Below are 13,719 nucleotides of genomic sequence, written 5' to 3' on the forward strand. Positions count from 1 at the left end.
CGAAGCCGCTAGTGCGGCGGATCGGTCCGTGCGAAGACGATGGCCGTGACATGGGCCGCGCCGGCCAGCCGCAGCACTTCGGCCGCCGAGAACAGCGAGGCGCCGCTGGTCATCACGTCGTCGACCAGCACCACGCGCTGGCCCTGCAGCCGGCCGGCGCGCAGCGGTTCCACCGCGAAGGCGCCGCGCAGGTTGCGAAGGCGCTCGGCGCGAGCGAGGCCGCTCTGCGCCGGCGTTTCACGGGTGCGCAGGAGCAGCGTCGCATCGGTCTTGGCGGACGCGAGCCGGCGCGCCAGTTCGAGCGCCTGGTTGAAGCCGCGCTCGCGCAGCCGGGCGGGCGCCATCGGCATGGGCAGCACGCTGTCGCATTGTTCCAGCGCCGGTTCCACCCACGGCACGCTGCGCATCAGCGTGGCGAAAGGCCCGGCCCAGCCGGCCTCGCCGCGAAACTTGAACTGGGCGATGCATTCGGGCCACGGCCATGCATAGGTGCAGGCCGCAAGGCAGGCGTCCAGAGGCGGCGGGTGGCGCACGCATTCGCCGCAACGCGCCACGCCCTCGGGGACCGGCAGGGCACAGCCGCCGCAGCGCGCGGTCGGCGGGGCGAAGCGGGCCACGCAGGCATCGCAAACGCGCCGGGAAGGCCAGGCGCGGCACACCTCGCACTGGCTGGGCAGCCGTGCAAGCAGAGAGGTCAAAGGCCGACGGGCCCAACGGCTGAACATGGGCTCAATATACTCACGGCCCCATGGCCACCGACCCCGCAAGAAGACCGCCGACCATCGATCCCACGGCGGCCGCACGCTGGAGGCGGCTCGCGCCTGCCGACGGCTCGCCGTGGCTGCACGAGGAAATCGGCCGCCGCATGGAAGACCGGCTGCAATGGATCAAGGCGCAGCCGCGCACTTGGGCCGACTGGGCCCCCCTGCGCGGCGGCCTCGAGGCGCACGAACTCGTGGCCCGGCGCTACCGCGAGGCCGCCTGCTTCGTGATCGAACCTGAACCGGCTCTTGCCGCCGCAACCGGCGATGCGCTGGCGGCGCCCTGGTGGAGCGCGCGCCGCTGGCAGGGCGGCAAGGCGCGCTTCGATGCGACGCCCGAAGACGGCGTCGACTTGCTCTGGGCCAACATGTCGCTGCACATGGCCGCCGACCCCGAGGCCCTCATTGCGCACTGGCACCGGCTGGTGGCGACCGACGGCTTCCTGATGTTTTCATGCCTCGGCCCCGACACGGTTCGCGAACTGAGGGCGCTGCACACCCGTCTTGGCTGGCCGGCCGCGGGCCACGAGTACACCGACATGCACGACTGGGGCGACATGCTGGTGCACGCCGGCTTTGCCGAGCCGGTGATGGACATGGAACGCATCGTGCTTACCTGGGCCACGCCGGAGGCCGCGCTTTCCGAGCTGCGCACGCTCGGGCGCAACCTGCACCCGGCGCGCTTTCCGGCCCTGCGCGGCAAGGCGTGGCACCAGGCGCTGAAGCACGCGCTGCCCGAATTGGCGCCAGCGGAAGAGGGCGGCGGGCGCATCGCGCTGACCTTCGAGGTCATCTACGGCCACGCCTTCAAGCCGGCGCCGCGCGTGGCGCTGTCGGCCGAGAGCGCGGTGTCGCTGCGCGAAATGCGCTCGATGCTGCAGCGCGGCCGGCCCGGCGCCTGAGCGGGGCGGCCCGCAAGCTGCGCATCCGGCGGACGGGCGCCTGTGTCTACCCGCTACAATCCGCCGTTGCGTGAAACTCGCGGGTGTTGTTCCGCGAACGAGGGCTGTCCGATCCTGTGGAGACAAGGGGTTGGCCGGTCGTCGACGCACCGATTTGCTGAACTCGCCCGTGTCGAATTCCGTGTTTCGTTTTGCCACCGTTTCAGGCCAGAACATCCACTGGTTCCTGAAGCGCAATTGCTCGGTGACGCCGAGCCAGCTGGGCTGGCTCTACGCCTCGCTGTGCGTGGTATCGCTCGGTATCGGAACGGTGTTCTGGCTGCACGGGGCGCCGCTGGTGCTGCCCTTTGCCTGGCTCGAACTGGCGGCAGTGGGTTACGTATTCATGCTGTACGCGCGGCACGCGACCGATGGAGAAAAGATCGCGTTGCAGGGCGGACGGCTTGTGGTGGAGCTCGAGAACGGTGGAGACTACGAGCGCACGGAATTTCTGCCGCACCAGGTGCGGATCGAACCGCAGGCCGGCGATCGTTCGCTGATCGAGGTCTCGGGTCAGGGTCGATCGGTCAGGGTGGGGCGCTATGTACGCCCGGAGTTGCGAGCCGCACTGGCGCGCGAGATTCGCATGGCGTTGCGTGGCGCCTGAACGGCTCGCGCGGCACTGCACGGTTGGGTTTGTTGAAAAAATTGAGAAACGTGAACACGATGAAGAGCATTTGGCGCAACAAGTACAGGCCGGCGAATCTGTTGCTGGCGGCCGGCGCGGCTTTCAGCGGCGCGGCGCACGCAGTCAACGATCTGCCCGGCGGCCCCTCGGTGCGCCAGCTGAATCTTCCGCTTGGCGTCACCAAGATTGCGCAGGAACAGCATTTCCTGCACACGGTGATGATGATCCTGTGCACGGTCATCTTCGTCGCCGTGTTCGCGGTCATGTTCTATTCGATCTGGAAGCACCGCAAGTCGGTCGGCCACAAGGCGGCCAACTTCCATGAATCGGTGGTGGTCGAGGTCATCTGGACCATCGTGCCCTTCATCATCGTGATCGTGATGGCGCTGCCCGCCACCAAGGTGCTGGTGGCCCAGAAGGACACCACCAACGCCGACCTCACCATCAAGACCACCGGCTACCAGTGGAAGTGGGGCTACGACTACCTGACGGGCGAAGGCGAGGGCCTGGCCTTCATCTCCACGCTCGACAGCTCGCAGCGCGCCATGTCCGACGCCGGCGCCAAGGGCGTCATGCCCGACGACTACCTCTTCAAGGTCGACAACCCGATGGTCGTGCCGGTGCAGAAGAAGGTCCGCATCATCACCACCGCCAACGACGTGATCCACGCGTTCGCCGTGCCCCAACTCGGCATCAAGCAGGACGCGATTCCCGGCTTCGTGCGCGACACCTGGTTCCGCGCCGAAACCGTGGGCGACTACTACGGCCAGTGCCAGGAGCTCTGCGGCAAGGAACATGCCTACATGCCCATCCACGTGAAGGTGGTTTCGGCCGCCGACTACACGGCATGGGTCGACGGCAAGCGCAAGGAAGCCGCAGCCAAGCTCGACGACCCGACCAAGGTCTGGACGCTGCCCGACATGCTGGCCCGCGGCGAGAAGGTCTATGCCGCCAACTGCGCGGCTTGCCACCAGGCCAACGGCAAGGGCGCAGGCCCGATCAAGGCGCTGGATGCCAGCCCCAAGGTGGTCGACGCCGACCACAAGGTTCAGCTGCTGGTGCTGCTCAACGGCCAGAACAACGGCGCGATGCCGGCCTGGAAACAACTGAGCGACACCGACCTCGCGGCAGTTGCCACCTATACCAAGAACAGCTGGTCGAACAAGACGGGCCAGCTGGTGCAGCCGGCCGAAGTTCTGGCCCTGCGCGGCAAGTGATCGCGAAGATCGAGCCCAAGCGCCCCGCGACGAAGAAATTGCAAGGAACAACGAAATGAGTGCAGTCCTCGACCCCCACGGTCACGTCCACGACGGCCACGCACACGACGAGCATCACGCAGCGCCCACCGGCTGGCGCCGCTGGGTGTTCGCCACCAACCACAAGGACATCGGCACGCTCTACCTGCTGTTCAGCTTCACCATGCTGATGGTGGGCGGCGTGCTTGCACTGATGATCCGCGCCGAGCTGTTCCAGCCCGGCCTGCAACTGGTGAACCCCGAGCTGTTCAACCAGTTCACCACCATGCACGGCCTGATCATGGTGTTCGGCGCCATCATGCCGGCGTTCGTGGGCTTCGCGAACTGGATGATCCCGCTGCAGATCGGCGCGTCCGACATGGCCTTTGCGCGCATGAACAACTTCAGCTTCTGGCTGCTGATTCCCGCGGCGCTGATGCTCGTGGGGTCGTTCTTCATGCCCGGCGGCGCACCCGCTGCCGGCTGGACGCTCTACGCGCCGCTCACGCTGCAAATGGGCCCCTCGATGGACGCCGGCATCTTCGCGATGCACATCATGGGCGCCTCGTCGATCATGGGCTCGATCAACATCATCGTCACCATCCTGAACATGCGCGCTCCCGGCATGACCCTGATGAAGATGCCGATGTTCTGCTGGACCTGGCTCATCACCGCCTACCTGCTGATCGCCGTGATGCCCGTGCTCGCAGGCGCCATCACCATGACGCTGACCGACCGCCACTTCGGCACCAGCTTCTTCAACCCCGCCGGCGGCGGCGACCCGGTGATGTACCAGCACATCTTCTGGTTCTTCGGCCACCCCGAGGTCTACATCATGATCTTGCCGGCCTTCGGCATCATCAGCCAGATCGTGCCGGCGTTTTCGCGCAAGCGGCTGTTCGGCTACGCCTCGATGGTGTATGCCACCTCGTCGATCGCGATCCTGTCGTTCATCGTCTGGGCGCACCACATGTTCACGACCGGCATGCCGGTCACGGGCCAGCTGTTCTTCATGTACGCGACGATGCTGATCGCGGTGCCCACGGCCGTGAAGATCTTCAACTGGATCGCCACCATGTGGCAGGGCTCGATGACCTTCGAGACCCCGATGCTGTTCGCCGTGGGCTTCATCTTCGTGTTCACGATGGGCGGCTTCACCGGTCTCATCCTGGCCATTGCCCCGATCGACATCCAGCTGCAGGACACCTACTACGTGGTGGCCCACTTCCACTATGTGCTGGTGGCCGGCTCGCTGTATGCGATGTTCGCGGGCTACTACTACTGGGCGCCCAAGTGGACGGGCGTGATGTACAGCGAAGCGCGCGGCAAGCTCCACTTCTGGTGGTCGCTGATCTCGTTCAACATCACCTTCTTCCCGATGCACTTCCTGGGCCTGGCCGGCATGCCGCGCCGCTATGCCGACTACCCGATGCAGTTTGCCGACTTCAACGCGGTGGCATCGGTCGGCGCGTTCGCCTTCGGTCTTGCCCAGGTCTATTTCTTCTTCTTCATCGTGCTGCCGAACATGCTCGGCAAGGGTGAGAAGGCGCCGCAAAAGCCATGGGAAGCCGCTGAAGGCCTGGAGTGGGAAGTGCCTTCGCCGGCGCCTTTCCATACCTTCGAAAACCCGCCCAAGCTCGATGCGACCGCCACCAAGGTGATCGGCTGAGCGCTTCACGGCCCCGGCCCGCATGACGACAATGACCACGCCCGAACAAAGAAAGAACAACCGACGTATGGGGCTCACGCTGGCCTCCATCGCCGTGCTGTTCTTCCTCGGATTCCTGGTCCGCATGATCTGGTTCGGCGGACGCTGAACCGGCAGCGAACGGAGCCGCACGCATGAGCCTCGGTCAACGCATCAAGCGCGCCAATGTCCGCATGGTCGGCAAGCTGGCCGTGGTGGCCTGCGGCATGTTCGCGTTCGGCTATGCGCTGGTGCCGCTCTATCGCGCCATCTGCGAAATGACCGGCATCAACATCCTCGCGCTCAACGAGCTCGAGGTGCCGGGCGGTGCGAGCGGCGGCAAGAACGTGCGCGTGCCCGACAACACGCAGATCGATACCACGCGCACCATCACGGTCGAGTTCGACTCCAACGTGCGCGGCGGCCTCTGGGACTTCAAGCCCGCCGAACGAACGATGCAGGTGCACCCCGGCCAGCTCAACACGGTGGTGTACGAATTCCAGAACGTGCAGAACCGCCGCATGGCGGCGCAGGCCATTCCCAGCTACGCGCCGCAGCAGGCCGCGCCGTACTTCAACAAGCTCGAGTGCTTCTGCTTCAACCAGTACACGCTCGATCCCGGCGAGAAGAAGCAGTGGCCGGTCGCGTTCGTGATCGACCCGAAGATCTCGAAAGACGTGAAGACAATCACGCTGTCGTACACCTTCTTCGAAGTCGGCGGCAAGACGCCTCCGGCCCCGGTGGCCGCTGTTTCCAATGCCGACCATGAGCCCCGCTCGTGACCGCTCCGAACACGCCGCGCAAGGCCACGCTGTGGGACACGGTGAAGGCCGTCTGCTGGTCGTTCTTCGGGGTGCGGAAGAAAAGCGCCTACCAGGACGACCTGGCCAAGCTGAACCCGTTGCACATCATCGCGGTGGCCTTTGCCGCGGTCATCGTTTTTATCGTCGGCCTGGTGCTGCTGGTGCGCCACGTGGTTGCACCCTGAACACGGTCCACATGGCCCACGACATCCAGAACCCATCGAATCGAGAGAAGAAAGAAAGCCAGGAGCTGATATGAGTTCAACCACCCACGGCACCACGCCCTACTACTTTGTGCCCGGGCCATCGGCCTACCCGGTCATGGCCTCGATCGGCCTGTTCTTCGTGATTCTTGGCGCCGGCCAGTGGATCAACGGCCACCAGTGGGGCGCATGGTCCTTGCTGGTCGGCATGGTCGTATGGCTCTCCACCCTGTTCGTGTGGTTCCGCACCGCCATCGGCGAGAGCGAAAGCGGCCAGTACGGCCACAAGATCGATCTCTCGTTCCGCTGGAGCATGAGCTGGTTCATCTTCTCCGAAGTGATGTTCTTCGGCGCCTTCTTCACCGCGCTGTGGTGGGCTCGCACCCACTCGCTGCCGGCGCTCGGAAGCCTCGACAACGCGCTGCTCTGGCCCGACTTCAAGGCCGTGTGGCCGAGCATTGCCGCCGGCGTCACAGGTTCTCCGGCCGACATCGTCGAGCCTTTCCAGACTGTCGGCCCGTTCTGGCTGCCCACGATCAACACCGCGCTCCTGCTGAGTTCGGGCGTCACGCTCACCATTGCGCACCACGCGCTGCGCGCCGACCATCGCGCCCAGTGCATCCGTTTCATGTGGCTCACCGTGCTGCTCGGCGTGATCTTCCTGGGTGTTCAGGGCTACGAATACTTCCACCTGTACACCGACCTGAACCTCAAGCTCAGCTCCGGCGCCTACGGCTCGACCTTCTTCATGCTGACCGGTTTCCACGGCCTGCACGTGTTCATCGGCATGCTGATGCTGCTGTTCATCACGCTGCGCCTGCAGAAGGGCCACTTCACGGCGGAACGCCATTTCGGCTTCGAAGGTGCGGCCTGGTACTGGCACTTCGTCGACGTGGTGTGGCTCGGCCTTTACGTGCTGGTTTACTGGCTTTGAGCGAACCCCGCGGCATACAAACAAAAAGGCGCCGAAAGGCGCCTTTTTCATGGTTCTCGTGGAACGAGCACCATCTACTTGCCGAGCGGGAGCCCGGTGGGCTGGATGTACCCGAATTTCCAGGCGAGCAGCATGCAGAGGAACAAAACCACGGAGATGCCGATCCGAAAGGTGAGCGCGCGCGCCATGCCGCCGCTTTTGGTGCGCCCGTTGCGCCCGTCTTTCAGCATGTAGAAGAGCGCGAAGGCAAGGCTCGCGAAGATGCCCACGAAAGCCAGGGCGACGAAATATTTCATGACTCCGATTATCGGCCGCACGCCTCGTCCCTTCCAGTGACGCCGAAACCCCTTCATTCCGCCAAGGTGCCGAGGCGAGGCCGTTTCCTGCTGGTCACGCTGGCCGCGGTGCTGACCTTGGCCGCCACGGTGTCGCTCGGCCGCTGGCAGCTTTCGCGCGCGGCACAGAAGGAAGCGCTGCAGGCCGAGATCGAAGCCCAGAAGCAGAAGCCGCCGCTCGACCAGGCCGAGTTTCTCGCGCTGGAGGCGCCCGCCGGCGCGCTGCACCGGCCCGTGCGGCTGCGCGGCCTCTGGCTGACGCCGCAAACGGTTTACCTGGACAACCGGCAGATGCACGGCGTGCCCGGTTTCTATGTGCTGACCCCGTTTGCCCTCGAAGGCAGCGACCAGGCCGTGATGGTGCAGCGCGGCTGGATACAGCGCAATTTCAATGACCGCACGCAGTTGGGCACGGTCGAGACGCCGGTCGGCATCGTCGAAGTCACCGGCCTGATCGAGCCGCCGCCCGGTCATTTGTTCGAGCTCGGCAAACCGGCCGGGGCCGCCTCGGCACCGGAAGGCGAGGGGTCTTCGCCCATCCGGCAGAATCTCGACCTGGAAGCGTTCCGCGCCGAAACCAAGCTGCCGCTGCGAACCGATGTGTCGCTGCAGCAGATCGGCCCTGCTTCCGGAGGGGTGCAGCGCGACTGGCCGGCCCCCGCCCTGGGTCTGGAGAAGCACTACGGCTATGCATTCCAGTGGTTCGGGCTTTCAGCCCTCGTGGTCATCCTCTATGTCTGGTTCCAATTCATTGCCCCCTTCCGCCGCTCAAGGCGCCGTACATACGATGCAAGCAGCCTCTGACGAACCGCTGGGCCTAACGGTGCATTCGATGCCGTCGCCCAACCAGGCACTCGACGGCGCCGAGGGCCGCCGCACGGTCGTCGGGCGCTGGAAGATGATCGCCGTGATGCTGATGTGCGCGGCCCCGGTCATTGCCTCGTACTTCACCTACTACGTGATCCGGCCCGAAGGCCGCAGCGTCTACGGCGAACTCATCGATCCCCAGCGCGTGCTGCCGGCATTCACCGCCACCGACCGCAACGGTGCGCCGGTCGATTTCGCCACGCTCAAGGGCCAATGGCTGCTGGTTGCGGTGGCCGGCGCTGCCTGCGATGCGCTCTGCGAACAGCAGCTTTATCTGCAGCGGCAACTGCGCGAAAGCCTGGGCCGCGAGAAAGACCGGCTCGACCGCGTCTGGCTCGTGAGCGACGCGGCATCCGTGCCGGAGCGCCTGGACAACGGCCTGCGCGGCGCGACCGTGCTGCGCGTGCCAGCCGAGCAGCTCGCCAAGTGGCTCGCGCCTGTTTCGGGCCATTCGCTGGCCGAGCACCTGTACGTGGTCGACCCCATGGGCAACTGGATGATGCGTTTCCCGGCCGGGATGGACGCCAAGGGCGCCAGCCGCGCCAAGCGCGACCTCGACCGCCTGCTGCGCGCCTCCGCATCCTGGGACGAACCCGGCCGCTGACAGACACCCCATGACGGACACCGGCTCGCTCTACGACCTCACACCGATCGCCTGGCTGATGGCGGCCGGCGTGCTGATCGCACTCGGCCCGCTGGTGTGGGTGTGGCGCCGCAACGCGGGCGCCGGGCCGGCGCGCCGGCTGCATGCGCTCACCGTGCTCACGCTGTTCCTCACTTTCGACCTCACGCTCTTCGGCGCCTTTACCCGGCTCACCGATTCGGGCCTGGGCTGCCCGGATTGGCCCGGTTGCTACGGCAACGCGAGCCCGGTCGGCGCAAGCCACGAAATTGCGATGGCGCAGTCGGCCCAGCCGACCGGCCCGGTCACGCACAGCAAGGCCTGGGTCGAGATGGTTCACCGCTACCTGGCCACCGGCGTCGGTGTGCTCATCCTCGCACTTGCGGGCGCCACCTGGGTCGTGCGGCGCCGCCAGCGCCGCCTGCCTGCGCCGGCGGAGGGCGAGCACGCCACGCTCAGCGCATGGTGGCCCGCACTGACGCTGGTCTGGGTCTGCCTGCAGGGTGCATTCGGTGCTCTGACGGTCACCTGGAAACTCTTTCCCGCCATCGTCACGCTGCACCTGCTGGGCGCCGTGGTGCTGCTGGTGCTGCTGTGCATCCAGGCGGTGCGCTACCGCCAGGCCGCCGCGGACCGCCTGCCTACGGCCGTGTCGCCCGCGCTGCGCAACGGGCTGCTTGCCACTTCGGCATTGCTCCTGTTGCAGATCGCGCTCGGCGGCTGGGTCAGCACCAACTACGCCGTGCTGGCCTGCACCCAGTTTCCGACCTGCCAGGGCAGCTGGTGGCCGCCGATGAACTTTGCGCAGGGCTTCGAAATCTGGCGCCACCTGGGCGTGACCGGCAGCGGCGCACCGCTCGATTTTTCCGCGCTTACCGCCATTCACTACGCGCATCGGCTGATGGCCTATGCCGTGTTCGCCGCGCTGGGCGTGCTTGCGTGGCAGCTGCGCCGCATCGCGCCGCTGCGGCCCCAAGCCGCATGGCTCGCGGGCTTGGCCTTGCTCCAGCTTGCCACCGGCCTCGGCAATGTGCTGCTAGGCTGGCCGCTCGTTGCCGCCGTGCTGCACACCGGCGGCGCCGCGGCGCTGGCCGTGGTGCTGACCTGGGCCCTCTGCGAGAGCCGCCGCGGGACGGCTGTCGCAACCGCACACGACAAAGACAAGGCGCCCGGCGCCCCACATAACAACCAGAGGGAGGCCACCGCGTGAGCACGCCGATTTCCGTGGAGCAGACCAGCACCGCCAACGTGCTGCGCCAGTTCTATGCGCTGACCAAGCCGCGCGTGGTGCAGCTGATCGTTTTCTGCGCCCTCATCGGCATGGTGCTGGCCGTCCCCGGCGCACCGACATGGCCCGACGTGCAGCGCGCACTGCTGGCTTGCGCAGGCATCTGGCTGGTCGCGGGTGCGGCGGCGGCATTCAACTGCCTGGTCGAGAAGGGCATCGACGCCAAGATGAAGCGCACCGCTTGGCGCCCCACGGCGCGCGGGCAGCTCAGCGACATGCAGGCGCTGGTGTTCTCGGCCCTGCTGTGCCTGGCCGGCTCGGCGCTGCTGTGGTTCACGGTCAACCCGCTGACCATGTGGCTTACGTTTGCCACCTTCGTCGGCTACGCGGTGATCTACACCGTCATCCTGAAGCCCCTGACGCCGCAGAACATCGTGATCGGCGGCGCCTCGGGCGCCATGCCGCCGGTGCTGGGCTGGGCCGCCATGACGGGCGACGTGGGCCCAGAGGCGCTGATCCTGTTCCTCATCATCTTCCTGTGGACGCCGCCGCATTTCTGGGCGCTGGCGCTGTACCGCGTCGAGGACTATCGCAAGGCCGGCCTGCCGATGCTGCCCGTGACGCACGGCAACGAGTTCACGCGGCTGCAGGTGCTGCTGTACACCTTCATTCTGTTCGCGGCCTGCCTGATGCCGTTCATCTACGGCATGAGCGGCTGGCTCTACCTGGCGGTGGCGGTCGGCGTGAGCATCGGGTTCACCGGCTATGCCTTTGCGCTCTGGCGCAACTACTCCGACACGCTGGCGCGCAAGACCTTCCGGTTTTCGCTGATTCACCTGAGCGTGCTGTTCGCGGCATTGCTTGTCGACCACTATCTCCGCTGATTGATTGATTGATTGAATGTCCCTGTCCATGAACAAGCGAAATGCTCTCAGGTTGATCGTCGGCGGTGCGGGATGGGCAGGCGCTGCGGCCACCCTCGGCCTGGGCCTTTCGGCCTGCAGCGAACCCAGGCCGAGCTTCAATGCGGTCGACATCACCGGCGCGGACTACGCCAAGGATTTCTCGCTGAAAGACGCCGACGGAAAAGTCCGGACCATGGCCGACTTCAAGGGCAAGGTGGTGGTGCTGTTCTTCGGCTACGCGCAATGCCCCGACGTGTGCCCGACCACCATGACCGAAATGGCGCAGGTCAAGCAGCAGCTCGGCAGCGACGGCGACAAGCTGCAGGTGCTGTTCGTCACGGTCGATCCGGCACGCGACACGCCCGAGGTGCTCAAGGCCTACATGGGCGCGTTCGACCCGGCTTTCGTCGCGCTGATTCCCACGCCCGAGCAACTCACTGCGGTCGCCAAGGACTTCAAGGTCTATTACAAGAAGGTCGAGGGCAAGACCCCGACCAGCTACTCGATGGACCATTCGGCCGCCAGCTTCGTGTACGACACCGACGGCCGGGTTCGGCTTTACGCACGCTATGGTGCCGGCGTGGCGCCCATGGTGTCCGACGTGAAGGCGTTGCTCAAGGCCTGAGCGGGTCGCCTCGAACGAACGAACCATGGACGCTTTCGTCGCCCTGGCCTCGGTCGATCACCTGAAGGCGCGCAAGGGGGCATTCCGCATCGCACTCATTCCGCCCGAGGTGCTGCACGCGCTGAACGGCGGGTTGCTCGAAACCGTCAACCTCAACGAATTCCTGGCGCTGGAGCTACCGCAACTCGCGCGCAGCGTTGCGGGCCATATCGGGCTGGATCCGGCCAGCGAACGGCTGGCCGACACGCTCGCCATGCTCGGCGCCTTCAAGCCGATGCAGCGGCACGGCCACATTGCGCGCGCGCTCTACGACCTGGCGGCGCTGCACGCCGAGCGCGACGCCGTTGCGCACCGGCTGGCCACGCACGCCAGCGACGTCGCGCGCTGCTGGGCCGCGCAATGGGTTGCGCTTTCAGGCTTGCCGCTGGCGGCGCGGCTCGAAGCAGTGCGGCGCTTTGCCGCCGATCCGCACTTCGGCGTGCGCGAAATCGCCTGGATGGCGGTGCGCGACGCGGTCATCGGCTCGCTCGACGAATCGCTGGCCCTGCTGCAGCCGTGGACCGCCGATGCCGATCCGAACATCCGCCGGTTTGCCAGCGAGCTCACGCGCCCGCGCGGCGTGTGGTGCGCGCAGATCGAGGCGCTCAAGGCCGAGCCCTGGCGTGCGTTGCCGCTCATCGAAGCGCTGCGGGCCGACACCAGCCGCTATGTGCAGAACTCGGTGGCGAACTGGCTCAACGACGCGAGCAAGACCCAGCCGGAATGGGTCGACCGGCTCTGCATTCGCTGGATCGACGAGTCGGACACGCCCGCAACCCGGTACATCGCGAAGCGGGCCCTGCGAACGCTGTCGAAGCAGACATGAAAAAGCCCGGCATGCCGGGCTTTTTTCTGAGCAAAGAGCTAACGACGCTTACGCGTAGTCGGCCAGCGCCTTCTTCATCTTCTTCATGGCCGCGACTTCGATCTGGCGAATGCGCTCGGCGCTCACGCCGTACACCGCCGCCAGGTCGTGCAGCGTCATGCCGCCCGAACCGTCGTCGTTGACCTTGAGCCAGCGCTCTTCAACGATGCGGCGGCTGCGGTCGTCCAGCGCTTCGAGTGCGGTGGCAATGCCGTCGCTCGAGAGCCGGTCGCGCTGCTGCGATTCGAGCAGGGCGGTCGGTTCCTGCGTGGCGTCGGCAAGGTAGGCGATCGGGCCGAAGGCTTCGTCGCCGTCGTCCGACGGACCCGGGTCGAGCAGCACGTCGCCGCCCGACAGGCGGGTTTCCATTTCGAGCACTTCCTCGGGCTTGACGTTGAGCCGGGTCGCCATTTGCGACACCTCGTCGGGGCTCAGCGTCTCGCGGTGCGTGCCGTTGTCCGCTGCGGCCGAGTCGGCCTTGAAGCCCTGCTTCATCGAGCGCAGGTTGAAGAACAGCTTGCGCTGGGCCTTGGTCGTCGCGACCTTGACCATGCGCCAGTTCTTCAGGATGTACTCGTGAATCTCGGCCTTGATCCAGTGCATGGCGTAGCTCACCAGCCGCACGCCCTGGTCAGGGTCGAAACGCTTCACGGCCTTCATGAGACCGACATTGCCCTCCTGGATCAGGTCGCCGTGAGGCAGCCCGTAACCCAGGTACTGGCGGGAAATGGAAACCACGAGGCGCAGGTGCGAGAGGATCAGCGCACCGGCCGCTTCGAGGTCGTTGTTGTCGCGCAAACGGCGTGCAAAGCCCTGCTCTTCTTCGAGCGTGAGCATCGGCAGGCGGTTGGCGGCCGAAATATAAGCATCCAGATTGCCCAGCGGCGGCACCATCGACCATGGATTGGCAACAGCAAGCTGGTTGGCAGAGGCTCCAGACAGCGTAGTCATCAGGGGAAACTCCTTTGTATTGGGCATATTAGCACTCGATTAGAGGGAGTGCTAAACCAAGGGTTCCCCCTAAGTTTCTATCGCGCCGAT

The 13,719-nt window shown here is 65.9% G+C and carries 17 protein-coding genes; 14 read left to right on the forward strand and 3 right to left on the reverse strand.

Going from position 1 to position 13,719, the window contains the following annotated elements; genetic code table 11:
* Positions 1-8 precede the first annotated feature (8 nt).
* Positions 9-725, reverse strand: a complete 717-nt coding sequence (locus ABIC94_RS19240; protein ID WP_354374590.1) for a ComF family protein — start codon at positions 723-725, stop codon at positions 9-11.
* A gap of 23 nt (positions 726-748) precedes the next feature.
* Between ABIC94_RS19240 and ABIC94_RS19245 the strand changes: the two genes are divergently transcribed.
* From ABIC94_RS19245 to ABIC94_RS19280, 8 genes are all read left to right on the forward strand, one after another.
* Entirely contained in the window at positions 749-1,663 is a 915-nt protein-coding gene (locus tag ABIC94_RS19245) for a class I SAM-dependent methyltransferase (RefSeq protein WP_354374591.1), read from the forward strand.
* A gap of 169 nt (positions 1,664-1,832) precedes the next feature.
* Positions 1,833-2,309, forward strand: a complete 477-nt coding sequence (locus ABIC94_RS19250; protein WP_354374702.1) for a DUF2244 domain-containing protein — start codon at positions 1,833-1,835, stop codon at positions 2,307-2,309.
* Positions 2,310-2,368: 59 nt separating this feature from the next.
* The gene (gene coxB, locus ABIC94_RS19255) at positions 2,369-3,547 is read left to right on the forward strand and encodes a cytochrome c oxidase subunit II (RefSeq protein ID WP_354374592.1); all 1,179 of its coding nucleotides are present in this window, start codon (positions 2,369-2,371) and stop codon (positions 3,545-3,547) included.
* A 55-nt stretch (positions 3,548-3,602) separates the two neighbouring features.
* On the forward strand, positions 3,603-5,234 hold the full coding sequence (gene ctaD / locus ABIC94_RS19260; RefSeq protein WP_354374593.1) for a cytochrome c oxidase subunit I: 1,632 nt from the start codon (positions 3,603-3,605) through the stop codon (positions 5,232-5,234).
* A 22-nt stretch (positions 5,235-5,256) separates the two neighbouring features.
* Positions 5,257-5,382 carry a cytochrome oxidase small assembly protein gene (locus ABIC94_RS19265; protein ID WP_436318054.1) on the forward strand — a complete coding sequence of 42 codons (126 nt, stop codon included), beginning with the start codon at positions 5,257-5,259 and terminating at the stop codon, positions 5,380-5,382.
* Between the two features lie 25 nt (positions 5,383-5,407).
* Positions 5,408-6,034, forward strand: a complete 627-nt coding sequence (locus tag ABIC94_RS19270) for a cytochrome c oxidase assembly protein (RefSeq protein ID WP_354374594.1) — start codon at positions 5,408-5,410, stop codon at positions 6,032-6,034.
* Entirely contained in the window at positions 6,031-6,240 is a 210-nt protein-coding gene (locus tag ABIC94_RS19275; protein WP_354374595.1) for a DUF2970 domain-containing protein, read from the forward strand. The genes ABIC94_RS19270 and ABIC94_RS19275 overlap by 4 nt, the downstream gene beginning before the upstream one ends.
* A gap of 70 nt (positions 6,241-6,310) precedes the next feature.
* Positions 6,311-7,192, forward strand: a complete 882-nt coding sequence (locus ABIC94_RS19280) for a cytochrome c oxidase subunit 3 (RefSeq protein ID WP_354374596.1) — start codon at positions 6,311-6,313, stop codon at positions 7,190-7,192.
* A gap of 74 nt (positions 7,193-7,266) precedes the next feature.
* Here the strand turns inward: ABIC94_RS19280 and ABIC94_RS19285 are convergent, their stop codons facing one another.
* Positions 7,267-7,488 carry a twin transmembrane helix small protein gene (locus ABIC94_RS19285; RefSeq protein WP_354374597.1) on the reverse strand — a complete coding sequence of 74 codons (222 nt, stop codon included), beginning with the start codon at positions 7,486-7,488 and terminating at the stop codon, positions 7,267-7,269.
* Between the two features lie 36 nt (positions 7,489-7,524).
* Between ABIC94_RS19285 and ABIC94_RS19290 the strand changes: the two genes are divergently transcribed.
* The 6 genes from ABIC94_RS19290 to ABIC94_RS19315 are packed head-to-tail and all read left to right on the forward strand — an operon-like array spanning position 7,525 to position 12,639.
* Positions 7,525-8,331, forward strand: a complete 807-nt coding sequence (locus tag ABIC94_RS19290; RefSeq protein WP_354374598.1) for an SURF1 family protein — start codon at positions 7,525-7,527, stop codon at positions 8,329-8,331.
* On the forward strand, positions 8,315-8,998 hold the full coding sequence (locus ABIC94_RS19295) for an SCO family protein (RefSeq protein WP_354374599.1): 684 nt from the start codon (positions 8,315-8,317) through the stop codon (positions 8,996-8,998). Before ABIC94_RS19290 ends, ABIC94_RS19295 begins: the two co-directional genes overlap by 17 nt.
* Before the next feature lie 10 nt (positions 8,999-9,008).
* Positions 9,009-10,226 carry a COX15/CtaA family protein gene (locus ABIC94_RS19300; protein ID WP_354374600.1) on the forward strand — a complete coding sequence of 406 codons (1,218 nt, stop codon included), beginning with the start codon at positions 9,009-9,011 and terminating at the stop codon, positions 10,224-10,226.
* Positions 10,223-11,128: a heme o synthase gene (cyoE, locus tag ABIC94_RS19305; RefSeq protein WP_354374601.1), complete on the forward strand. Its 906-nt coding sequence runs from the start codon at positions 10,223-10,225 to the stop codon at positions 11,126-11,128. The genes ABIC94_RS19300 and cyoE overlap by 4 nt, the downstream gene beginning before the upstream one ends.
* Positions 11,129-11,156: 28 nt before the next feature.
* Positions 11,157-11,774, forward strand: coding sequence for an SCO family protein (locus ABIC94_RS19310; protein WP_354374602.1), 618 nt, complete (start codon positions 11,157-11,159; stop codon positions 11,772-11,774).
* Positions 11,775-11,799: 25 nt separating this feature from the next.
* The gene (locus ABIC94_RS19315) at positions 11,800-12,639 is read left to right on the forward strand and encodes a DNA alkylation repair protein (RefSeq protein ID WP_354374603.1); all 840 of its coding nucleotides are present in this window, start codon (positions 11,800-11,802) and stop codon (positions 12,637-12,639) included.
* A gap of 48 nt (positions 12,640-12,687) precedes the next feature.
* Here the strand turns inward: ABIC94_RS19315 and rpoH are convergent, their stop codons facing one another.
* Positions 12,688-13,629: an RNA polymerase sigma factor RpoH gene (gene rpoH, locus ABIC94_RS19320; RefSeq protein ID WP_354374604.1), complete on the reverse strand. Its 942-nt coding sequence runs from the start codon at positions 13,627-13,629 to the stop codon at positions 12,688-12,690.
* Positions 13,630-13,719 lie beyond the last annotated feature (90 nt).

This window comes from Variovorax paradoxus (assembly GCF_040544635.1).
GTDB classification, from domain to species: domain Bacteria; phylum Pseudomonadota; class Gammaproteobacteria; order Burkholderiales; family Burkholderiaceae_C; genus Variovorax; species Variovorax paradoxus_R.

Bases quoted from the DNA above. Each gene is read 5' to 3' on its own strand.
- ABIC94_RS19315 (WP_354374603.1), top strand. From the start codon at position 11,800: ATGGACGCTTTCGTCGCCCTGGCCTCGGTCGATCACCTGAAGGCGCGC.
- rpoH (WP_354374604.1), bottom strand. From the start codon at position 13,629: ATGACTACGCTGTCTGGAGCCTCTGCCAACCAGCTTGCTGTTGCCAAT.
- ABIC94_RS19265 (WP_436318054.1), top strand. From the start codon at position 5,257: ATGACGACAATGACCACGCCCGAACAAAGAAAGAACAACCGACGTATG.
- ABIC94_RS19295 (WP_354374599.1), top strand. From the start codon at position 8,315: ATGCAAGCAGCCTCTGACGAACCGCTGGGCCTAACGGTGCATTCGATG.
- ABIC94_RS19310 (WP_354374602.1), top strand. From the start codon at position 11,157: ATGAACAAGCGAAATGCTCTCAGGTTGATCGTCGGCGGTGCGGGATGG.
- ABIC94_RS19280 (WP_354374596.1), top strand. From the start codon at position 6,311: ATGAGTTCAACCACCCACGGCACCACGCCCTACTACTTTGTGCCCGGG.
- ABIC94_RS19300 (WP_354374600.1), top strand. From the start codon at position 9,009: ATGACGGACACCGGCTCGCTCTACGACCTCACACCGATCGCCTGGCTG.
- ABIC94_RS19270 (WP_354374594.1), top strand. From the start codon at position 5,408: ATGAGCCTCGGTCAACGCATCAAGCGCGCCAATGTCCGCATGGTCGGC.
- ctaD (WP_354374593.1), top strand. From the start codon at position 3,603: ATGAGTGCAGTCCTCGACCCCCACGGTCACGTCCACGACGGCCACGCA.
- ABIC94_RS19240 (WP_354374590.1), bottom strand. From the start codon at position 725: ATGTTCAGCCGTTGGGCCCGTCGGCCTTTGACCTCTCTGCTTGCACGG.
- ABIC94_RS19285 (WP_354374597.1), bottom strand. From the start codon at position 7,488: ATGAAATATTTCGTCGCCCTGGCTTTCGTGGGCATCTTCGCGAGCCTT.
- ABIC94_RS19245 (WP_354374591.1), top strand. From the start codon at position 749: ATGGCCACCGACCCCGCAAGAAGACCGCCGACCATCGATCCCACGGCG.
- coxB (WP_354374592.1), top strand. From the start codon at position 2,369: ATGAAGAGCATTTGGCGCAACAAGTACAGGCCGGCGAATCTGTTGCTG.